The organism is Desulfoconvexum algidum, from assembly GCF_055382125.1.
The window spans coordinates 2,603,754-2,626,149 of the sequence record NZ_AP042394.1 but is presented as its reverse complement, the minus strand read 5'-3'; the positions used below and the strand labels follow the sequence as shown (position 1 = coordinate 2,626,149).

The window sequence follows — 22,396 nt, the reverse complement described above, 5'->3', positions numbered from 1 at the left end:
AATTATACAGGTGTTTGTTGCAAAAACTTGTCTGCATTTCATGCGGCATATCATGATTTTACATTCTTTAAAGGAGAAAGCATGCGGAAAATTATTGTATTCACTATTGTGGCCTTTACATTTGCCATGGCGTTTTCACCGCTGGCATTTTCTGCCAGAAAAACCATTATCAAAATCGGGATCAACGCCCCCTTAACCGGGGATATCCCCAAGGTGGGTGAAGGTTCCAAATATGCCGCCATGATGTGGCTTGAAGACATTGAAAAAGCCGGGGGCCTGGAAGTGGGCGGCAAAATGTATGAGGTAGAACTTGTCATTGAAGACAATGAATCCAAGGCAGAATCTGCGGTAAAAGCCAACACCAAAATGATCACCCAGGATGATGTACTGGCCATTATCGGTCCCCAGTCATCCAAACAGGCTATTCCGGCAGGCGAAGTGGCCAATAAATATAAAACCGTCATGATCAGCCCCTGGTCCACCAACCCCGCCACCACCATGGACCGGCCCTTTGTCTTCAGAGGATGTTTCCTGGATCCCTTCCAGGGACCAGTTGTGGCAAATTTCATCTCCGATGAATTTGGATTTACCAAGGCAGCCGTCCTTTACGATGTGGCATCTGATTACCCCAAGGGACTTGCCGAAGTGTTTAAAGCAGCATGGGAGAAAAAGCATGGCGAAGGTTCTGTGGTTGCCTATGAAAGCTTTACCACCAAGGACACTGATTTCTCATCCCAGCTGACCAAAATTGTTAGATCCGGTGCTCAAGTGCTTTTTGCCCCCCAGTATTACAATGAAGTGCCCTTGATTGTAAAACAAGCCAGCCAGCTTGGCTGGGAAGGCCCCATCGTTGGATCTGACTCCTGGGGATCTGCCGAGACAGTAGAGCTTTGCGGAAAGGCCTGCTATGGCCTGTTCTTTTCTACCCATTACGCAGCAGCCGGTGCCAAGGGTGCCACCAAAAACTTCATTGACAGATATGAAGCCGCCTATGGCTATACACCCGATGATGTGGCAGCCCTTACCTGGGATGCCCTGCAGCTTGCCCAGAAGGCCATCCAGGATGCCGGTAAAATCACCGGCAGGATGGAAAAAGACAGGGAAGCCGTCCGCAAGGCCCTGGCCCAGATCAAAGATTTTGCCGGGATCACCGGTAAGATGACTTTCACAGAAGAAGGGGATCCCATCAAGTGTGCTGTTATCGTTAAAATCAATGAACGAGGTGAATACGAATTTTATAAATCCGTTTGCCCCTGATACCATAATCGGAAACGGTAATTGGCACGAATAAATACCTTAAAAAATGACTGCTGTACATTTATGGTGCAGCAGTCATTCATATCTAAATGCAACAGGAGTTGGTGAATGGAATCTTCGATAGAATTATTCCAGTATATTCTTCAAAATGTTATTAACGCGGCACAAAGAGGCAGTTTTTATGCCGTTATATCCATCGGATATTCAATGGTTTATGGCGTTTTAATGCTCTTTAACTTTGCCCATGGCGATATTTTTATGGTGGGAACCTATATCGGTTTTGGTATTGCCACCCTTTTTCTGGCCATTTTTGCAGGCATTTTGCCAGCGCCATTGATTTTTTTGGCCACAGTGGTGACGACCATGTTCCTGGCATCCTGGATCGGTGTGTTCGTTGAAGTTGCCGGATACCGACCCCTTCGAGATGCCCCCCGGGCTTCTGCTGCCATCACGGGACTTATGATCGGTATTATTTTTGAAACCGGTATTTTGATCCTTTTAGGGGCCAAACGCCTCAGCTTTCCGCCCTTGATGGAATCGGTCACCTATCATGTCGGCGGGATCTATGTCACCAATGTTAAGATAATGATCATTATCATATCATTGCTGCTCATGCTGGCCCTGCACTATTTTATCCAGAAAACCAAGTGGGGAATGGCCATGCGGGCCATGTCCTATGATTTTCTGGCCGTCCCCCTCATGGGGGTTTCCATAAATGTCATCGCTCCTTTAACCTTTGCCGTGGGGGCAGGTTTGGCCTCGGTGGCCGGAATCCTTTACGGCCAGGCATATCCCATCCTGGATCCTTATATGGGGGTCATTATTGGCTGGAAGGCCTTTGTTGCTGCCATCCTCGGCGGACGAGGCTCCATAAAAGGCGCCGCCCTTGCAGGCTATCTTTTGGGGTTTATTGAAATTTTTGTGGCAACCATCTTCCCGTCCACCCTGAGGGATCTGATTGCCTATTCGATTATCCTTGTGATCCTCACCTTCAGGCCCAGGGGTTTTTTCGGAATGGAGCATAGTACAAAACTAAGATTATAAAAATCAGGACTATAAAAATCAGGACTATAAAAATCAGGACTATAAAAATCAGGACTATAAAAATCAGGACTATAAAAATTTGAATTATAATTTGGTTAACGAAAATCACACAGGAACATTAAATGGAATTTGCAAGAAAATTTAAACTCATGTTTTCAACCGTGCCCATGCTGGGCTGGCTTTTGGGAACTCTTGTGGCGGTGCTCATCGAGTATTACTGGGGATATGACTATATCTCCTATTACCTGGGACTTCCCAAGATACCGGTGCTGTTCGGGGCGCTTATCATGCTCAAGAAACCCATGATGATACCGGGCGCCATCGGGTATGATATGATCGTATATGTTATCCCCATTCTTTTGGTGGCAAAGGTGAGTTCCCGCTTCACCAATCCTTTGGCGGCTTCCTTTGAACGACTCCCCCTCTGGGTATCTGTCCTCATCCATTTGGTCTTTTTCTATGCCATCCTCCATCTATGGGCCGGCATCAATGATTATCGGGTTTTAATCGTCAAACTGACCCTGATTTCGATTATTCTCACCGTCAGTATAAATGTGATCAATGGATACCAGGGAGAATTTTCCTGTTCCCATCCAGGGTTTATGGCATTGGGGGCCTATACATCCTCCATCATCACCCTGGTCCTGTTTGTGAACGATAAAATTTTTGGAACGGCCCTTTTACCAGCAAGCTTTGGTCCCTGGCTCTTTCCCTTTGCTCTTTTAGCAGGCGGGGCTGCCGCGGCCCTGGGCTCTCTTTTGGTGGCCATTCCCTCCTTTAGAACAAGGGGGGATTATCTGGCCATTATCTCGTTGGCGTTCATGTTTATTGTCAAGTCTGCCGTAGAAAACCTCCATATTATCGGCGGTGCCAGGGGTATGGGTGGTCAGCCAGATTATGCCCCCCTGCCCATTATTTTTATCTGGACCATGCTGTGCATCTGGGTGGTTCACAATTTTGTCTCCTCCATCATGGGCAAGGCCCTGAACACGGTGCGCGACGATGAGGCAGCTTCTGAATCCATGACCATTAAAACCCGGAAAACCAAGATGACCGCCTTTATGTTCGGTGCCTTCTGGGCCGGAGTGGGGGGGGGACTTTTTGCCCATGTCCTGGCCTATATAAATCCGGGCATGTTCAGTATCAACCGTCTGGCAGAAATCCTGGCCATGGTCTATTTTGGGGGCCTCAATTCCATTGTGGGATCGATTGTGGGAGCCGTGAGCATCAATGTGCTGGGCGAAGCCCTTCGTCCCCTTGAGCTTTTCAAGTGGATTATCATTCCTTTGATTTTGATCCTTGTCATGATCTTTAAACCCTACGGACTGATATCCTTTAAGGAGATCAATGCCAAACGGCTTCTGCGGTCCAAAAACAACCCTGAAAATTTAGTTAAAAGCGACCCCATGAATACTATGGCTAAAGACAAATTAGGAGTGTAACTATGTCAGCATTGCTCAGTATAAAAAATATGACCCATTATTTCGGCGGGTTGCGTGCTGTTCACAATTACAACCTGAACATTGCGCCCCAACAGATCGTAGGGCTTATCGGACCCAATGGTGCCGGGAAAACCACTATTTTTAATTTGATCACAGGGGTCTATACCCCCACCGAAGGCACCATCACCCTGGAAAATGAAAATATCAAGGGGCTTGAAACCAATGAAATCGCTGCCAAGGGTCTGGGGAGGACCTTTCAAAACCTGGCGCTCTGGCGGCATATGAATGTGCTGGATCATATCAAGATGGCTCATTATTCACAACTTACCTATGGCTTGTTCGGATCTTTTTTCAATACCCCCACCTGCCGCAGAGAAGAGGCCCAGGTTGAAGAAAATTCCTATCGGCTTCTGGAATTGTTTGACATAAAACAACATGCAAAGCAAAACGTGACCAACCTGCCCTATGGGGCCCAGCGCCGGGTTGAAATGGCAAGGGCCATGGCCACCAACCCCAAGGTGCTGTTTTTAGATGAACCCACGGCCGGCATGACGCCGGATGAACTGGTCCAGATGATAAAAATTATCCGCCAGGTCCATGAAGATTTTAAGATTGCTATCTTTTTGATAGAACATCGGATGAAGTTTGTCATGGATTTATGCCAGTATATCCAAACCCTGGTATTTGGAGAAATAATTGCTGAAGGCCCGCCGGAGGAAATTCAGAATAACCCACAAGTCATTGAGGCCTATCTTGGCAAGGAGGATCTGACCTGATGCAGTTAAAAGTTGAAAATCTAAAGGTATCCTACGGAAACATCAAAGCCCTCCACGGCATCAGTTTTTCCGTTGAAGCAGGTGAGATTTTAACCATCATCGGTGCCAATGGTGCCGGTAAAAGCACCACGCTTCGGGCCATTTCACGGATGGTCCCTTCAAAGCCCGGCTCAATTCTGGAGTTTGAAGGGGAAAATATTTTAAAATACAGTGCGGATCGTGTGGTGTCACGCCTGGGTATCTCCCATGTACCCGAAGGCCGACGAATTTTTGGCAACCTAACGGTTACCGAAAACCTTATTCTTGCCTGCTTTGCCCGGAAAGACAAGGACCAGATTGTGAAGGATAAAAAATGGGTATTTGATCTGTTTAACCGGCTGGAGGAAAGAAAAGACCAACTGGCAGGAACCCTTTCCGGCGGCGAGCAGCAGATGCTGGCCGTGGGCCGGGCCTATATGTCCGGCCGAAAAATCATGCTCCTGGACGAGCCTTCCATGGGCTTAGCCCCCCTGCTCATGCTGGACATGTTCAAGGCGCTCAAAGAAATCAATAAGCATGGGACCACCATCCTTTTGGTGGAACAAAATGCCAGGCTTGCCCTTAAATTTGCCCAGCGGGGCTATGTGATTGAAAACGGATCCCTGGTCCTTGAGGGACCGGCAGATGAACTGCTCGTCAACCCCGAAGTTAAAAAGGCCTATCTGGGCGCATAAACAAAAAACCAGACAAATAAAAAGGCCCTGAAAAAAATTATAATTGGTGAAAATGATTTTTCCAGGGCCTTTTTATGAAAAGCTTGTTTTTATAAAAATTTTTTAAAACCAGCCACCACTGATTCAACAGCCTTTTTCAAAATTCCCCTTGGGCAGGCAATATTAAACCGTTCAAACCCTGCCCCATTCTTTCCAAACCAATTCCCATGATCCAGGGCAACCCCGGCCTCATCCTCGATTATCTGAACAATTTTTGTGGGGGGTAGCCCCAGGGATCTAAAATCTGCCCAGGCCAGATAGGTTCCCTCAAGGTCAAAAACCTTAACGCCTGGTAATTGTTCTTCCAGGCTTGTTTTCAAATAAACAAAATTTTCCTGAAGATATACGATCAGATCATCCAGCCAGGGTTCAGCCCCATTGTAAGCAGCCGTTGTGGCAATGGCGCCAAAAAGAGTACCGCTGCCCCGGCCCCCTACCCCCAGATTTTCAAAAAAATGAGAAACTTCATTTCGCAGTCTCGCATTGGGGATGATGAGGCTGGACTGCTGAAGGCCTGCCAGATTAAAAGTCTTGCTGGCCGAATTTGCGGTAATGGAATGCTGGGCAAATTCATCGCAAATATCCTGGAAACAGATGTGTTTAAATCCCGGCATGATCAGGTCGCAATGGATTTCATCGGCAAAAACCAAAACATTATTCTCGAGACAGATTTTCCCGAATTGTTCAAGCTCCTTTTGGGTCCACACCCTTCCAACCGGATTGTGGGGGCTGCAGAGGATGGCCAGCTTGACCCTGGGATCCGCCGCTTTTGTCGCCAGATCATCAAAATCCATTTGATAACGACCCTTGCTTATTTTCAACGGATTTTCCAAAACCTGGCGGCCATTGCTGACAATTCCCTGGGCAAAAGGATAATAGACCGGGGTCTGGATCAGAACCTTATCACCGGGACTGGTAAATCGCTGAACAAGATAGTTGGTTGCCGGAACGACTCCAGGACTGGTGAGGATCCAGTCCTTTTTTATCTCCCATTGGTGGCGTCTTTGATACCAGGATATCAGCGCCTCATTATATCCCTCATCCATCATGGTATATCCATAAATCTGATGGGCCAGACGTTCTTCCATGGCCTTTCTGACCACGGTCGGGCTTAAAAAGTCCATATCTGCCACCCACAGGGGCAGCAAATTTTCCCTGCCCTCACCAAACTTTACTTTCAATACGCCGGGTTCCCATTTCATTGATCCGGTATTGCTTCTGTCAATTATCTCGTCAAAGTTCCAGTCTCGTTCCAATCCCATTTGAATTTTCCTGTTTTCTATTAATTGTCATCATGATTTTTATGTGGTTTAAGCGGGCAAGTATAGACTATTTCACGAAATTTAGGAAGAGAGGGATTAATCCCTATCCGTGAAGGGGCATCCCCATGGCTTTTGACGCAACCTCTCCCATGATTTCCGCAAGCGTAGGATGGGCATGAATGGTATGGGCAATTTCTTTTGCGGTCAGCCCCTTTTCAATTGCCAGGGTGGCTTCGGCAATGAGGTCTGTGGCATGGGGCCCGATCATATGGACACCCAGCACTTTGCCGCTTTTCTTTTCAATAATCATCTTGGCTTCACCTGCTATTTCATCAATGGCCTGGGCCTTTCCCAGAACCCTGAAGTTGACACTTGCCGTCTCCACCTCAAGGCCCTTGGCAATGGCTTGTTTTTCGCTCAGGCCCACGGTGCCGATCTCAGGGCTGGTAAAAATGGCACCGGGCACTACGTCATAGGCCATGGTCAATTTGGGTGCAGACTCTGGCTTCATGACATTCTCGGCAGCCACAAGCCCTTCATGGGAGGCCACATGGGCCAGCATGATTTTTTCGGGTCCCAGAATATCTCCTATGGCATAAACATTTTCCACTAAAGTTTCCATATGTTCATTAACGCCAATCCACCCCGGGCCCATGGTGGACAGACCAATATTTTCAAGGCCAAGCCCGTCGGACAGAGGAGTTCTGCCAATACAGACCGCCATCACCTGGGATTGGATACCATCTGTTTTTAATTTCTGGGGGTTTGGATTATCGGTAAAGGGGCTGGGCGCAAGGGATATTGCCACCCCATCTCCTGTTGTATCTGCTGTGGTGACAATGGTATCGCACAAGACTTTTATTTTACATTTTTTCATCTCCCGCAACAACAATTTTGAACAGGCCTCGTCTACAGAGGGCAACGGTAAAAGCCGGGACATGGCCTCAACAATAGTCACATTACACCCCAAAGCAGAAAAGATGAATGCAAATTCGCACCCAATTACTCCGCCGCCAACAATGGTCAAGGAGACCGGAATTTCATCTAAAACAAGGATGTCATTGGAAGAGAGAATTTTTTTGTGATCAAAGGGAAAATCAGGCACATCCATGGGTTTGGTGCCCACGGCAATGATCAATTTATCAAAAGCCACCTCTATTTTCTGCCCGTCAGCTTTGGTCACTTCAACCAAATTTTTAGATAAGATTTTTCCAAGGCCTGTTTCAATGGCAACGCCACGGCTTTGCAACAATGAGGCAATTCCTTTTCTCTGGCTAGAAAGAATTTTTTCTTTCCGGTCCATAAGCGCTCGCATATCCGGTGTGATGCTTCCCTCAATTTTGATACCCAACGGACCTGCTTTTAAACATTTTAAAAACAGGTCCGCCGAATTTTTCATGATCTTGGAAGGAATACACCCCCAGTTAAGACAGGTACCGCCCAGATTTTCTTGTTCAATCAAGGTCACTTTTGCGCCAAGGGCAGCCCCACGCAATGCTGCAATATATCCCCCCGGACCTCCACCAATAATAGACAATTTTTCAGACATGGGTTCCTCAGACATGGGTTCCTCCTGTAATTGTTATCCATATTATAACTAAAAATACCCATTTTATTACGAAAATATTTTGTATTATATATGATTTTCATAAATTTTCATAAGTAAAATTTGTTTTTACATGAATTTTTTAAAATTTAATTGACATTATCATTATCGAAAGGTAATTATCAAGATAATTTAATTTAATTTTCAATTAAAAAAGAGGCCTAATGAAAATCGACAAAACTAATATCGATATTATTAGAGAGTTGAAAGAAGGAAAAAAATCCTTTAAAATTATTGCTGACAAATTGTCCATTACCGAGAATACTGTCAGATCAAGGGTCAACAAACTCCAGGAAGAAGGGGTATTGGAAATCTGTGGTTTGGTTGATCCGGCTACCCTGCCCGGACACCAATCGGTTGTTATCGGTATCAAGCTTACTGAAATGAACCTGGTCCAGAAAGGCGAGGAAATCAGTAAGCTCAAGGGGGTTATTTCAACCAGCGTTGTTACGGGTCGGTACGACCTGATTCTCCAGGTTCTATTCAAAGAAGGATTCGGCCTACTGGAATTTTACACCGATGAACTCTCCAAAATTGAAGGTGTCAACTCTGTTGAGGCATTTGTAGTATACAAGTCCTATAATTTGAAAGTTCCCTATATTTTTTAAATCTATATTTTATAAGGGCGTTGTGATGAATACCAGTTTGAAGACCACATCTTTACATCAATGGCACAAGGATGCCGGTGCGAACATGGCTGATTTCGGAGGATTTGACATGCCTTTATGGTATGACACCGGGGTCAAAAATGAACATCTGGCTGTTTTAAAATCAGCGGGTATATTTGACACCAGTCACATGGCCTGCATCAATGTTACCGGCAAGGATTCTTTTACCCTGCTTAACTATTGCTTTACCAGGGATATCAGCTCTCTTTTAACCGGCAGATGTGTATACGGTGCATTTCTGGACACCCGGGGGTATTGTATTGATGATGCCATTGTCTATAAATTTACCGACACCCGGTTCATGGTATGCGTGAATGCAGGCATGGGCGGTGTCATTGCCGAACATCTTGAGAGCCAAAAAAACAAAATGGATGTTCTGATTGAAGATCTGTCCGGCAAAATTGCCAAAATGGATATCCAGGGTAAAAACTCCGCCAAAATTTTGTCAAAATTGATCAAAAACCCTAAAAGTGTATTCGACAAAATGCCCTATTTTTCATTCAAAGGGCATTTTAAAAACGAGGCAGACCAATCCCCTGTCACCCTTTTGGACGGTACCCCCGTATTGCTGTCTCGATCCGGATATACCGGAGAATTTGGATTTGAAATCTTTTTAGATCTGTCTGCCATTGTAACTTTATGGAAAGATATTCTGATCGCGGGTGAAGAATATGGAATTGCCGCCTGCGGTCTGGGTGCCCGGGATTCTTTGAGAGCCGGGGCATGCCTGCCCCTGTCACACCAGGATATCGGTCACTGGAAATTTACCAACCACCCCTGGGACTTTGCCCTGCCCTATACCCGGGAAAAACAAAGATTTACCAAAGATTTTTTGGGTTCAAAAGCACTGGTTCCGGCAAAAAACGACCCATTCATACTCCCCTTTGTGGGTGAGAATCTAAGAAAAGTAAATGCCGGTGAGGCGACACAGGTCCTGGACCAAACTGATGAAAGCATCGGCCACGTCCTGACCTGTGCCACGGATATGGGCATCGACTTTCTTGACGGCAAAATCGTCAGCATTAACACCCCGGATCTTTCCGAAAATCTAAAAATAAAAGGCATTAGCTGCGGCTTTGTCATGGTTTCAAAACAAATTGACCCCGGCGTTAAATTGACCCTTAAAGAAGGCAAGCGCTCCATCAAGGTGACTATTGTAACCGACATACGACCAGACAGAACCGCAAGAAAGAAACTGGATAATTTTATTTAATTTATTTAATTTATTTAAAAGGAGGCTGTTATGAAAGAGATAAGCGATCTTAATTTTTCCGCAGATGTAAAATACACCAAGGACCACGAATGGGCTCAACTCAATGGAGACATTGTTACCATAGGCCTTAGCGACTACGCCCAGGATCAATTGGGTGAAATCGTTTTTGTTGAACTACCCGAAGTGGGGGATACTTTTTCTAAGGGAGACGAATTTGGCAGCGTCGAATCGGTCAAAGCGGTATCAGAAGTATATATTCCCATTTCAGGCGAAATCATTGAAACCAATGGAGCCCTTGAAGATGCACCGGAACTTGTCAATGAAGACTGTTATGAAGGCGGCTGGATCATCCGGATAAAACCCAGTGATCTTTCCCAGTTGGACGATTTAATGGACAAGGCAGCATACCTTGAAATGCTGAAAGGATAAATGCCATGCGTTATCTTCCCCATACCCAAGAGGATATCGACCAGATGCTGGCCAAAATTGGCATAGCCTCTCTGGATGATTTGTTTAAAACCATACCCGACGCCTTAAAGACAAAGGGTCCCTTAAATATTCCGGAAGCCTTAAGCGAATGGGATCTGGATGCCTATATGGAGGCTTTGGCATCTGCCAACATCGCCTGTAAAAATTATAAATGCTTTATCGGGGCAGGTTCCTATGACCATTTTATTCCTGCTATCGTTCCCTATCTGATATCACGGTCTGAATTTGCAACAGCCTATACCCCCTATCAGCCCGAGGTCAGCCAGGGAACCCTCCAGGGAATCTATGAATTCCAGACCATGATAACAGAACTTTTGGGAATGGATATTGCAACGGCCTCCCACTATGACTGCGGTACAGCCCTGGCCGAATGTGCTTTGATTGCCCTGAGAAAAAATAAAAACGCCAATAAGATCGCAGTCTCCTCCCTGGTCCATCCCAGCCATCGTCAGATTATTAACACCTATATCACTCCTTCGGGATATGAAATGGTTGAAATCCCCCGCACCCCTGCGGGACTTACGGATACCGCAGCACTTGCGGCCATGGACGGCATTGCCGGGGTGGCAATCCAATCCCCTAACTTTTTTGGAAATATTGAAGACCTTGCGGCTTTTAAGGCCATTGCCGAAGCCAAAGATATTCTATTTATAACCTCTTTTACGGAAAGCCTTGCCTACGGACTGCTTAAAAATCCAGGATCCTGTGGTGCTGATCTTGTGGCTGGCGAAGGTCAGAGCCTTGGCATTGCCAAGACATTCGGAGGTCCTGGCCTGGGACTTTTAGCCGGCAGCAAAAAATTGATGAGAAACCTGCCCGGCAGGCTCGTCGGCAGGACAAAGGATGCCAATGGAGATGACGGGTATGTATTGACCCTGGCCACCCGGGAACAACATATCAGAAGGGGGAAAGCCTCTTCCAATATCTGTTCCAACAACGGCCTCAATGCCATGATAGCAGCCATGTATCTGGCCACGGTGGGTAAAATCGGTATCCGTGAAATTGCCCAGCAAAACCATGACAATGCCGTCTACCTGAAAGATATTCTTAGAAAGGCCGGGTTTGAATCGGTGTTTGACACTCCCTTTTTCAATGAATTTGTGGTCAAAGTCCCCGAGGGATTCAGCCAAAAAAGAGCAGACCTGATCCGTAGCCAATGCATTTTTGCCGGCATTGATCTTGAACCCTATTATCCTGAATTAAAAGATCACTATCTCTTCTGCGCCACGGAAAAAGCGAGCAAAAATGATATGGATCAACTGGCAAAGGAGGTGCAATAATGAATAAGCAGCCGGGAACTAAAGGCCTTATTTTCAACGAACCCCAGCTTTGGGAAAAAAGCCGGGAAGGCAGATGTGCCGTCTCAATTCCGAAAACACAGGTAAAACGAACCCTGCTGGATCCAAGCCTTACGGCAGATGCGCCGGAACTGCCCCAGCTTTACGAGCTGGATGTGGTGAGACACTATACACGGCTTTCCCAGTGGAATTTTGGGGTGGATTCTGGCATGTATCCTTTGGGATCATGTACCATGAAATACAATCCCAAAACCAATGAAGTCCAGGCAGCCAGAGCGGGCTTTGCCAGCGCCCACCCATTGGCGGGAGAAGAATTCTCCCAGGGAGCCTTAAAGCTCATGTATGACCTGGAACAGGCTTTGGGAGAAATCACGGGATTTCCCGCCGTTACCCTCCAGCCTGCAGCAGGTGCCCACGGAGAACTGGCTGGTATTCTCATGTTCCATGCCTATCACGAGAAAAAAGGAAAACAGCGCTCCAAGATCATCATCCCGGATACGGCCCATGGCACCAACCCCGCTTCGGCCGCCCTTTGCGGGTATGCTTCGGTCAGTGTCAAATCCGGTGAAAAGGGAATTTTGGAACCTGCGGCTGTGGCCGCAATCATGGACGAAGACACCGCAGGGATCATGATCACCAACCCCAACACCCTGGGGCTGTTTGAAGAAAATATTCGAGAGATATGTGAGATTGTCCATGCCAAAGGCGGACTTGTATACGGAGACGGCGCCAACATGAATGCCATCATGGGAATCGTCAAACCCGGGGATCTGGGCATTGATGCCCTCCACCTGAACCTGCATAAAACCTTTTCCACCCCCCACGGAGGCGGAGGCCCCGGCTGCGGAACCGTGTCCGTTGTCAAGGAACTCATTCCCTTTTTACCGGTTCCAAGAATAGAAAAAAATAGAACAGGAAAGGAACTCGACACCTATAAATTCGTAACAGATTGCCCGGATACCATCGGCAGAATGCATACCTTTTACGGTCATTTCGGCGTCATGGTAAGGGCATTGGCCTATATTCTTTCCATGGGTCCCAAGGGATTAAAGGATGCCTCAACCCTGGCCGTTCTCAATGCCAACTATATCAAGGAAAGTCTCAAAGGCACCCTGAACCTGCCCTATGATCTGCCCTGCATGCATGAATGTGTATTTAACGACAAATTTCAGCAAGAAAATCACATCACCACCATGGATATGGCCAAGCGCCTCCTGGACTACGGATTTCATCCACCAACGGTGTATTTCCCCCTGGTGGTGGACGCAGCCTTTATGGTGGAACCCACGGAAACCGAATCTAAGGAAAATATCGACCAGTTCATTGATGCGGTCAAAGCCATTGCAGCAGAAGCCAGGGAAAACCCGGAACTGCTCAAAAAAGCCCCGCTTCTGACCAAGGTGACCCGTCTGGATGAAGTCGCTGCCGCAAGAAAACCATGCCTGAGAGGGTAACCATCAAACCTATAATCCAGCGTTCCTGCGTGTTCTCTCATTTAAACACCCTGGAATACACGAGAGCGCTGGCCCTTCAGATCAATACCCGGAACGCTAAGATAAACAACCCGTTAGAACCGGACCGGCTCTTTTTTGTTGAGCATCCCAGGGTCTTTACCCTGGGGCGCCGGGGGGGCCGGGAAAATCTTACGGTATCAGAGGATTTTTTGACGTCCAGGGGAATTGAAATCCTGGAAACAGACCGGGGGGGAAATATCACCTTTCACGGACCTGGACAAGCCGTTCTCTATCCGATTATCGACCTTGAACGAGCGAAAATCGGAGTGGCTGATTTTGTTTATGGAATGGAAGAGATCATGAAACAAACGGTTGGAGAATTTGGCATCCAGGCAGACAGGGATGTTAAAAATCATGGGCTGTGGGTGGGTCATAGAAAAATCGGAAGCGTGGGTCTTTCCATTAAACGAGGGATCTCCATCCACGGACTGGCCTTGAATGTCTGCCCGGATCTTACCCCCTTTTCCTGGATCAACCCCTGTGGCCTTGAAAATGTGGCCATGACCTCTGTTGTCATGGAAGCTAAATTAGACAACACCAAAAACAAGAATAATAAAAATAAAGAGATGATGGATCGGGTCTGCCAATTGTTTTGTCATCATTTTTCCACCATATTTGATATCACCATCACCAAGGAGTGATCATGTGTAAAACCACCATAAAAAAAGGTAAACCCGCCTGGCTCAAAAAACCCCTGCCCCAGGGAGGCGATTACCAGCGGGTAAGACGACTTCTTTCAGCTGCCAAGCTCACCACGGTCTGCCAGGAAGCCAACTGCCCCAATATGTTTGAATGTTTTTCCAAAAATACCGCCACCTTTATGATCCTGGGATCTGAGTGCACCCGGCATTGCCAATTTTGTAATATCACTGCCAACCCTCCCCTGCCCGTGGATCCAGATGAGCCCCAGCGGGTAGCCAAGGCCGCACAAAAACTTGGCCTGAAATATGTGGTGGTGACCTCGGTGACAAGGGATGATATGCCCGACGGCGGTGCCGCCCATTTTGCTGCTGTTATAAAGGAAATAAAGGGTTGCAAACAGGATCAGCCTACAGGGAAAGACACGGACTCCCAGAGAATGAAAGTGGAGGTGTTGATACCTGATTTCCAGGGTGATATCAAGGCCTTGGGAACGGTTGTATATGCAAAGCCGGATGTGGTCAACCACAATATTGAAACGGTTGCCTCCCTCTACGAAACCGCCAGACCCGAAGCCAGATACCAACGATCCCTTGACCTTTTAAGGAATGTCAAAGCCATGGATCCTTTAATGCCCGTCAAATCGGGTATCATGGTGGGACTTGGAGAGACCAAGGAAGAACTGGCACAAACCATGCGAGATCTTTTTGAGCATGGGTGTGATATTTTGACCATTGGCCAGTATCTTCAACCCTCACGCCAGCACTTGGAAATCAAACGTTACTATTCACCGGAAGAATTCAAAGAACTTGAGCGAACCGCCCGTAAGATTGGATTTAACAGGGTGGCAGCCGGCCCCTTTGTCCGCAGTTCCTATAATGCCAAGGATCTTTTTAGTCTGATGTAGAAACCCTGGCCCTCTGGGCCAGGTCAGAGTGCAGTGGCTTTGCCATCTGTACGACTCAATGTTACTCAATATTCGAAGTTGTCCCCACAACAAACGAGTAAGGAGTAACAAATGAGCCGATTCCAAAAGTTATCACAGACATTATGGTGTTGCCAATACCATATTGTCTGGGTTCCCAAATACCGCTTCAGGATTTTGAACGGTGACGTGGCGAGAGAGGTTGCCAGCTGTATCAGGGCATTTTCAGAGCAAAAAAAGTGCAAAATTGTTGAACTGAATGTTCAAATTGATCATGTCCACTTGCTTGTTAAGGTGCCCCCAAAGATTTCAATCTCAGATTTTATGGGGATTATAAAAGGGCGTACCGCAATCAGAGTGTTCAACAAGTTCAAACATTTAAAATGCAAACCCTATTGGGGTAACAAGTTTTGGGCCCGCGGATACTGTGTTGATACGGTTGGTTTGGACTCTGAGATGATACGAAAGTATGTGAAGTATCAAGAACAAAAAGAAAAACGGGCAGAGCAACGAGACCTGTTCAGCTGAAATTAATTCGGGATAGCTTCCCTTGCCCCCTCAGGGGGCAAGGCATACTAAACCCCTTTTAGGGGTAGCCCAAGGCCTGGCCCTCTGGGCCAGGATATTTACCTCTTGACACTTTTTATTACGGGGAAGTTAACTGCATTTTTCCTTCAAAATAGAAGCCGTGCTGATTTCGATATAAGATGCTCCATGTTTGGCGCCAAAGCTGCCGGCTAAAACAATAATCAGGTCGTCATCCTTAAAGTGTTTTTCATCAATGAGTCGGCAGATGGAGCGTTTAAGGGGTTCTGTGGAGGTGATATCCACGAGGATAAAATCCGCCACGACCCCGAAAGAAAGGGAAAGCATCCGCATCACACGAGGGTCATAGACCTGGGCATAAATGGGATTGTCCCCCCGATAGGCTGCCAATGCGAGAATTGAGGCGCCGGTGAGAGAATCTGCCACAATTCCCTTGGTGTTCAGGCGCAGGGCTGCCTTGACCGCTGATTTGGCAAGATAGGCCGTGACCTTGTTGTCCAGGGAGTAGGGAACATCCACAAAACTGCTTCGCTTGGTCTCCACCTCTTCGGCAATCTTGGCCATGGTTCTTACGGCGACTTCGGGATACTTGCCATTGGCGGTTTCCCCGGACAGCATCAGGGCATCGGAATGATCCAGACAGGCATTGGCCACATCCGAAACTTCCGCTCTGGTGGGTCTTGGGGATTCAATCATGGAATGGAGCATCTGGGTGGCCACAATCACAGGACTTCTTCGTTCAATGCAGGTCTTGACAATCTGTTTCTGGATCAAGGGAATTTGTTCAGTGGGAATTTCCACGGCAAGATCGCCCCGGGCAATCATTATCCCATAGGCATGGTCTAAAATTTCATCCAGGTTTTGAACGCCCTTGGCATTTTCAATCTTAGCAATGATTTTAATGGGAGATTTCTCTTTGTCCAGAATCTCCTGGACTGCAATGACATCTTGTTTATTCCTGACGAAAGAATGGGCAATAAAATCAAGGTCATTGTCTGCGGCAAATTTAATAAACCCCTTGTCCTTTTCGCTTAGGGCAGGCAGGCGTACATGGACCGAAGGAATATTGATACTCTTTCGAGGATGGATAGTTCCATCATTTTCCACAAAGCAAGTGAGATATTCCTCATCTTTTTCCATGACTGCCAGGGCAATAAATCCGTCATCAATGAGAATGGAGCTGCCCACGGGAACATCCTTGACAAAATGTTCATAGGAAACGCAGATCACATCATCGTGGGAAATTTCATTGGGAGCCCCTTTGATGCGGATATAATCCCCATGTTTGACTTTAAGGGGGGTCTTTGCATCACAGGTTCTGATTTCAGGTCCCTTGGTGTCCAGAAGAATGCCTATTTTATCGGACACCTTGCGGGTATTGGAAATCACCTCAAGGGCATCTTCATGACTCATGTGGGCAGTGTTCAGGCGAACCACATTCATCCCGGCTTTGTATAGTCCGCTGATAAACTCAACAGAACAATTTAAGCTAGAGATAGTGGCGACTATTTTGGTTTTCCGCTGCATGGAAATCCCCTCCTTTTCTACAAATACTGATGATGAAATTTTCAATGCCGACATTGGCATCAATGGGTGCTGATTTCAATTGATAATCCAGGTCACCCAAGGCAATTATAGCATCCTTTAGTTCGTTCAGGGAAAAATTTTCAGATTTTTGAAAGGTCAGGAACACAGGATATGGGCTTTTGGGATTCGGGGCAAGCAAGAGATCGGTTGGGATAGCCTTTTTTTTCTCTTTCTTTGATGGGTTTACTGGAGATAAAAACGCATCCCGTTCTGCCATCGTCTTTTTAATCTTTTCATCATAGGCCAGAATTATCGGCATCATGTTTTGTGTAAACCCATTAAAATTCATTCTTTTAAAATTTTGGGACCCTTTGTTTTTTGAAAAGGATAAAATAAAACTTTTTATCATCATCAGCTTTCGGACCTGATTCTCAAGGGATTTTAGAATCTGGAGGGGATGGAAGCCCTCTTTAAACAATGAGGACAAAAAACCCAATGCCTTGGCTGCATCCTTTTCCAGAAGGGCATTGGTCAAACTGAAGATGGGATCTTTTTTATCGCGTATCACCACCGCTCGTATATCGTTAAGGCAGATGGCAGGGTTGGCACCGGTATAAGCAATGAGTTTTTCAATATTTCCGGCAAAAAGATCGGGATTAAAACCGGTTTGGTCCAAAAGGGCATTAAACGCAGCAGCATCCATTCGTTTCTTGGATACTGCCAGCAAATTTTTGGCAATCTCCTGGAGCACGCCACGCTGCTCGTCAAGATCTGATTTTCTGATACCCTTGGACACGGTGCAGTCAATGACGACCCCATGGGTCTGAATGGTTTTGAATACCTTTTTGCGCTTGTCCAGGGAGGAACAGGTCATCACCAGGGTATGCTTTTCAGGGATGCCCTTTTCAATCAAGGTGCTCAAAAGATCCATGTCTCGTGTGGAATAGGAAATGTCAGAGGATGCACCCCCAGAAAACAAGGGGGCATTTTTAACGGCAATCACTCGTTTGGACAATAAAAAAGAAAAGGTGGTGGTCTGTTCAATGATATCCCCCATGGAGGTGGTGCTGCCCTCGACAAGGTCAAGGCCAAACTCACGGTTCACATCCTGGAGCAAAAAGTCAGAGAGCTCGTTAAATGACCGTCGTACGAGAAACGCCTCTCCGCAAATCAAAAAAAATCGAGGAGTTGGGGATGCAACGGGCAATTGCGCAAGGGACCCCAGATATTCATCAAGACAATTATATTTAATGATTGGCATTGGCAGATCTTGATAGTTTTATGAGCATCACCAGGGCGATAAAGGAGACCACCAGGCCAATCCCCTGGGACATGGACAAGCATTCAAAGAAAAAATCCCCCCTAAAATCCCCCCGGAAGAATTCAATCCCGGACCTGAAAGCAGAATAGAGCATAATATAGACTAAAAAAACCATGCCATGAAATTTTTTTCTTTTCTGCAGCCACATTAAAACAAGAAAAAGTAAAAAATTTGAAATGATCATATAAATTTGTGTGGGGTGCAAATAAACATTCAAGGGGGCCAGGCCATCCGGGTTGGTAAATTTTATGGCAAAGGGCAGATCACATTCTCGTCCATAGCAGCAGCCGGCAAACAAACAGCCAAACCGCCCGATGGAATGCCCCAGGGCAATGCCAGGCGCTATGATATCAGCTGTTTTGGCAATGGGAAGTTTTTTAAGTTTCAGCAGGATAAGGCAGGCCCCGACCGCCGCAATAAATCCACCGAAAAAAACCAGTCCGCCATTCCAGATTTTAAATATTTCCAAAGGATTGTTGCGGAAAAAATCAAAATTAATCAGTACGTAGAGAAATCTGGCGCCGACAATGGCGGACAAAAGAATCACAAGGAACAGGTCTGAAATCACCTGGTCAGTTGTATTGTAAAATTTTGCATTCCGCTTGGAAAACCAAACGGCTGCCATAAACCCCAGGGCCAGGAAAAGGCCATAGGTATATAATTTTATACTGCCGAGGTCCAAAAGGATGGGATGCATATAAACCTTCTCTTTAAAATCCGGCTCTTAAAAGTCCGGAATTTTATTAAATACCACATGGTAAATCAGGATGGCCATGCCGATACTGATGGCGCTATCAGCAACATTAAAGGCTGGCCAATGGGCAGTGCCCACATAAAAATCTAAGAAATCCACCACCTTGCCAAATCTGAACCGATCCATCAGATTACCGATGGCGCCGCCAAAAATCAGGGCCAGTCCAAAGGAAAGAAAAACAAGATTCCTGGCCGTTCGCCTGTAAAGCCAAAGAATAAACAGGGCCACCAGGGAGGAAAGAAAGAGAAAAATAAATTTTCTTACCCAGGGGGCTCCATTGGCAAAAAAGCCAAAGGCCCCGCCGGGATTGAGCACATGATTGATATTAAAAAAATTTTCTATCACGACGATGGTGTCGTGGAGTGCCAAATTAAGGGTGATCACATATTTTGTCACCTGGTCAACAAGGACAACTCCCCCGCTGACCAGGATCAATCGTATCAGTTCTTTTGTTCCCATCTTTAGGTCCAAAGAAATTTTCCTTTAAAGGATGGATTCCAAGGCTTTTGCGCATCGCGGGCAGGCCGTGGGATATTTAGCATCTTCTCCAATACCCACATCAAACCGCCAGCAGCGCTCGCATTTTTCTCCAGCCGCACGGGTAACTCGAATGGCAAGGCCCTCAATTTCCTTTCCCTGGTAAACATCACCCTCCAGACTATCCACAAGGGATGCAGCAGACACAATAAAAATATCGCTCAGGTTTTCTGTCAGGTTTTCCAGCTGATCCTTGAGTTCAGAATCAGACACTTTAATTTCAAGGGCTGCATCCAGGGGATGGCCAATGAGTTTTTTTATCCTTGCCTCTTCCAGCGCCTTGGTAACTTCTGCCCTCAGCCCTCGGATATTTTCCCATTTAAGGGCCAGGGCCTCATTTTTCCACCCTGGGTTTAAGACCACCATATTCTCTAAGTGAATACTCTCTCGTTTGTCATCTCCTGTGGGCATATGTTTATAGATTTCATCTGCCGTAAAGGGCAGAATGGGTGCCATGAGCTTCACAAGGGCGTCTAAAATCGTTGCCATGACCGTCTGGGCGTCCCGTCTGATCGGATCAGTCGAAGGAGAGGTATACAATCTGTCCTTGATGATATCCAGGTAAAAATTAGACAGATCCTTTACACAAAAATTGTGCAGGGTATGGTAAATGGTATGGAACTCGTAATTTTCATAGGCCTCCAGGGATTTTTCCACCACCACATGGAGGCGATGGAGAATAAACCGGTCCAGTTCAGACATGGTGGCCACGGGCCGCAAATCGCAGGTGATGTCAAAATCAGAAAAATTGCCCAGCATAAACCGACAGGTATTTCGAATCCTGCGGTAGGCATCGGACAATTGTTTGATAATATTATTGGACATGCTCACATCCCCCCGGTAATCAGCAGAGGCTGCCCACAGGCGCAATACATCGGCACCATATTGTTTGATAACCGTGTCAGGGGCCACCACGTTGCCAACCGACTTGGACATTTTCCGTCCGTTTTCATCCACCACAAATCCGTGGGTCAAAACTGCTTTATAGGGCGCACTTCCAGTCCTGCCGACGCCTGTGAGCAAAGAGGAATGAAACCATCCCCTGTGCTGGTCACTGCCTTCAAGGTATAAGTCAGCGGGACGGCTAAGCCCTTCCCTTTCATCCAGAACCGCCGCATGGCTGATGCCCGAATCAAACCAGACATCCAGAATATTGTGATCCTTGGTAAATTCCTTGGATCCGCAATCTTCACAAACAGATCCTTCGGGCATGAGAAAATCAGCCTCTCGTTCAAACCAGATATCAGAAGAAAACTCTGTAAAAAGGGCATGGATTTTGTCCACGGATTCCCGGGTTACATGAATTTTTTTACAGGCTTTACAATGGAAAACCGGAATGGGGACTCCCCAGGACCGCTGGCGGGACAAACACCAATCCGGACGGTTTTCAATCATGGAATAAATTCTTTCCTTGCCCCAGGAGGGGATCCAATGCACATTATTGATCTCATCAAGGGCTTTTTGCCTAAGATTCATCTTGTCCATGGAAATAAACCATTGGGGGGTGGCCCGGTAGATAACCGGTTTCTTGCACCGCCAGCAATGGGGATAGGAATGGGACAGGCTTTCATTTTTTAACAATGCATTCTTTTGTTCAAGGACCTCATTGATGCTCTTGTTGGCCTTGAAGATAAATTGTCCCCCAAACAGTTCAACATCCTTGGAAAATGTCCCGTTGTCTTCCACGGGGGAATAGCAGTCCAGACCATATCGCTTGCCCGCAATATGATCGTCTGCGCCGTGCCCGGGAGCGGTGTGCACACACCCGGTACCGGCTTCCAGGGTAACATGATCCCCAAGGATGATCAAAGAATCCCGATCATAAATGGGATGGGTGCAGCGTTTGTTCTCAAGGTCTCGGGCGGCAATTTCACCAAGAATGGTATAATTTTCAAACCCAAGGGTCTGCATTACCTGTTCAACCAATTCTTTGGCCATGATAATCACATCGTGACCCTCAACTTTTACGGCGGCATATACAAAATCAGGATGCAGGCAAACCCCGAGGTTTGCCGGGATGGTCCATGGGGTTGTGGTCCAGATAACCATGGAAACCTTCGTGTCACCAAGGCCTGGAATCAGAGATGAAATGTCATCTTTTAAGGGGAATTTCACATAAATAGAGGGCGAGGTGTGGTCATGGTATTCAATCTCAGCTTCGGCCAAAGCCGTCTGACAATTACAGCACCAATAAATGGGTTTCTTGCCCAGGAACATGTCTCCTGACAAGGCAAACTCTCCACACTCCTTGGCAATTCTTGCCTCGTAGGGATAGTTCATTGTCAGATAAGGGGTATCCCATTCGCCTGCCACGCCGAACCGCTTGAATTCATCCCGCTGAATCCCCACAAATTTGGCAGCATAGGCCCGGCATTCTTGTCTCACCTGAACCGCTGTCATCTCCCTTTTCTTTTTGCCCAGTTTTTTGTCCACATTGTGTTCAATGGGCAGCCCGTGGCAGTCCCAACCGGGAACATAGGGGGCATTAAACCCTGACATCTGGCGGGACCGGATAATGATATCTTTTAACACTTTATTGAGGGCATGGCCCATGTGAAGGTGACCATTGGCATAGGGAGGGCCATCATGGAGAATAAAGGTGGGCTTGTCTTTGGATTGTTCCCTTAGTTTTTCATATATTTTATTTTCTTCCCACTCCTTGAGCATTTCAGGCTCGCGCTGGGGAAGGTTCGCCTTCATGGCAAATTTTGTTGAAGGCAAATTCAGTGTTTTTTTATAATCCATTATTCCTCCGATATGCGGATAAATTTATATTTAATATTAAACTCTCCTTTCTAAAGGGAATGTCTGAAAAAGTCAAGGAAT

General features: G+C 46.6%; 20 protein-coding genes. 13 read left to right on the top strand and 7 right to left on the bottom strand.

Annotated elements, in window-relative coordinates:
• Nucleotides 1-81 precede the first annotated feature (81 nt).
• The 5 genes from ACZ45G_RS12095 to ACZ45G_RS12075 all read left to right on the top strand — a co-directional run bounded on the left by ACZ45G_RS12095 (nucleotide 82) and on the right by ACZ45G_RS12075 (nucleotide 5,232).
• Entirely contained in the window at nucleotides 82-1,257 is a 1,176-nt protein-coding gene (locus ACZ45G_RS12095; protein ID WP_464178416.1) for an ABC transporter substrate-binding protein, read from the top strand.
• A 108-nt stretch (nucleotides 1,258-1,365) separates the two neighbouring features.
• Nucleotides 1,366-2,301, top strand: a complete 936-nt coding sequence (locus tag ACZ45G_RS12090; RefSeq protein WP_464178414.1) for a branched-chain amino acid ABC transporter permease — start codon at nucleotides 1,366-1,368, stop codon at nucleotides 2,299-2,301.
• Between the two features lie 122 nt (nucleotides 2,302-2,423).
• Nucleotides 2,424-3,743: a branched-chain amino acid ABC transporter permease gene (locus ACZ45G_RS12085; RefSeq protein ID WP_464178412.1), complete on the top strand. Its 1,320-nt coding sequence runs from the start codon at nucleotides 2,424-2,426 to the stop codon at nucleotides 3,741-3,743.
• 2 nt (nucleotides 3,744-3,745) lie between these two features.
• The gene (locus tag ACZ45G_RS12080; RefSeq protein WP_464178410.1) at nucleotides 3,746-4,519 is read left to right on the top strand and encodes an ABC transporter ATP-binding protein; all 774 of its coding nucleotides are present in this window, start codon (nucleotides 3,746-3,748) and stop codon (nucleotides 4,517-4,519) included.
• The gene (locus tag ACZ45G_RS12075; protein ID WP_464178408.1) at nucleotides 4,519-5,232 is read left to right on the top strand and encodes an ABC transporter ATP-binding protein; all 714 of its coding nucleotides are present in this window, start codon (nucleotides 4,519-4,521) and stop codon (nucleotides 5,230-5,232) included. The genes ACZ45G_RS12080 and ACZ45G_RS12075 overlap by 1 nt, the downstream gene beginning before the upstream one ends.
• Before the next feature lie 89 nt (nucleotides 5,233-5,321).
• On the opposite strand, the gene ACZ45G_RS12070 is transcribed toward ACZ45G_RS12075, so the two are convergent.
• Nucleotides 5,322-6,533, bottom strand: coding sequence for a MalY/PatB family protein (locus tag ACZ45G_RS12070; protein WP_464178406.1), 1,212 nt, complete (start codon nucleotides 6,531-6,533; stop codon nucleotides 5,322-5,324).
• Between the two features lie 103 nt (nucleotides 6,534-6,636).
• Nucleotides 6,637-8,097 (bottom strand): dihydrolipoyl dehydrogenase, encoded by a 1,461-nt coding sequence (gene lpdA, locus ACZ45G_RS12065; protein ID WP_464178404.1) that lies wholly within the window; start codon nucleotides 8,095-8,097, stop codon nucleotides 6,637-6,639.
• A 206-nt stretch (nucleotides 8,098-8,303) separates the two neighbouring features.
• Here lpdA and ACZ45G_RS12060 point away from each other — a divergent pair, with 206 nt between their 5' ends.
• The 8 genes from ACZ45G_RS12060 to tnpA all read left to right on the top strand — a co-directional run bounded on the left by ACZ45G_RS12060 (nucleotide 8,304) and on the right by tnpA (nucleotide 15,413).
• A complete protein-coding gene (locus ACZ45G_RS12060; RefSeq protein ID WP_464178402.1) occupies nucleotides 8,304-8,747 on the top strand; it encodes an Lrp/AsnC family transcriptional regulator in 444 nt (147 codons plus the stop codon).
• A gap of 25 nt (nucleotides 8,748-8,772) precedes the next feature.
• Nucleotides 8,773-10,020, top strand: a complete 1,248-nt coding sequence (locus ACZ45G_RS12055; RefSeq protein WP_464178400.1) for an aminomethyltransferase family protein — start codon at nucleotides 8,773-8,775, stop codon at nucleotides 10,018-10,020.
• 30 nt (nucleotides 10,021-10,050) lie between these two features.
• Entirely contained in the window at nucleotides 10,051-10,449 is a 399-nt protein-coding gene (gene gcvH / locus ACZ45G_RS12050; protein ID WP_464178398.1) for a glycine cleavage system protein GcvH, read from the top strand.
• 5 nt (nucleotides 10,450-10,454) lie between these two features.
• A complete protein-coding gene (gene gcvPA, locus ACZ45G_RS12045) occupies nucleotides 10,455-11,789 on the top strand; it encodes an aminomethyl-transferring glycine dehydrogenase subunit GcvPA (RefSeq protein WP_464178396.1) in 1,335 nt (444 codons plus the stop codon).
• A complete protein-coding gene (gcvPB, locus tag ACZ45G_RS12040) occupies nucleotides 11,789-13,261 on the top strand; it encodes an aminomethyl-transferring glycine dehydrogenase subunit GcvPB (protein ID WP_464178394.1) in 1,473 nt (490 codons plus the stop codon). Before gcvPA ends, gcvPB begins: the two co-directional genes overlap by 1 nt.
• A complete protein-coding gene (gene lipB, locus ACZ45G_RS12035; RefSeq protein ID WP_464178392.1) occupies nucleotides 13,246-13,962 on the top strand; it encodes a lipoyl(octanoyl) transferase LipB in 717 nt (238 codons plus the stop codon). The genes gcvPB and lipB overlap by 16 nt, the downstream gene beginning before the upstream one ends.
• 2 nt (nucleotides 13,963-13,964) lie before the next feature.
• On the top strand, nucleotides 13,965-14,867 hold the full coding sequence (lipA, locus tag ACZ45G_RS12030) for a lipoyl synthase (RefSeq protein ID WP_464178390.1): 903 nt from the start codon (nucleotides 13,965-13,967) through the stop codon (nucleotides 14,865-14,867).
• Between the two features lie 111 nt (nucleotides 14,868-14,978).
• On the top strand, nucleotides 14,979-15,413 hold the full coding sequence (gene tnpA, locus ACZ45G_RS12025) for an IS200/IS605 family transposase (RefSeq protein WP_464177064.1): 435 nt from the start codon (nucleotides 14,979-14,981) through the stop codon (nucleotides 15,411-15,413).
• Between the two features lie 129 nt (nucleotides 15,414-15,542).
• On the opposite strand, the gene pyk is transcribed toward tnpA, so the two are convergent.
• From pyk to ileS, 5 genes are read right to left on the bottom strand one after another with little or no spacing between them, the layout of a single operon-like run.
• Nucleotides 15,543-16,958: a pyruvate kinase gene (gene pyk, locus ACZ45G_RS12020; RefSeq protein ID WP_464178388.1), complete on the bottom strand. Its 1,416-nt coding sequence runs from the start codon at nucleotides 16,956-16,958 to the stop codon at nucleotides 15,543-15,545.
• Entirely contained in the window at nucleotides 16,921-18,219 is a 1,299-nt protein-coding gene (gene holA, locus ACZ45G_RS12015; protein ID WP_464178386.1) for a DNA polymerase III subunit delta, read from the bottom strand. The genes pyk and holA overlap by 38 nt, the downstream gene beginning before the upstream one ends.
• A complete protein-coding gene (gene lgt / locus ACZ45G_RS12010; protein WP_464178384.1) occupies nucleotides 18,206-18,976 on the bottom strand; it encodes a prolipoprotein diacylglyceryl transferase in 771 nt (256 codons plus the stop codon). The genes holA and lgt overlap by 14 nt, the downstream gene beginning before the upstream one ends.
• A 27-nt stretch (nucleotides 18,977-19,003) precedes the next feature.
• Entirely contained in the window at nucleotides 19,004-19,504 is a 501-nt protein-coding gene (lspA, locus tag ACZ45G_RS12005) for a signal peptidase II (RefSeq protein WP_464178382.1), read from the bottom strand.
• A 12-nt stretch (nucleotides 19,505-19,516) separates the two neighbouring features.
• Nucleotides 19,517-22,315 carry an isoleucine--tRNA ligase gene (ileS, locus tag ACZ45G_RS12000; RefSeq protein ID WP_464178380.1) on the bottom strand — a complete coding sequence of 933 codons (2,799 nt, stop codon included), beginning with the start codon at nucleotides 22,313-22,315 and terminating at the stop codon, nucleotides 19,517-19,519.
• Nucleotides 22,316-22,396 lie beyond the last annotated feature (81 nt).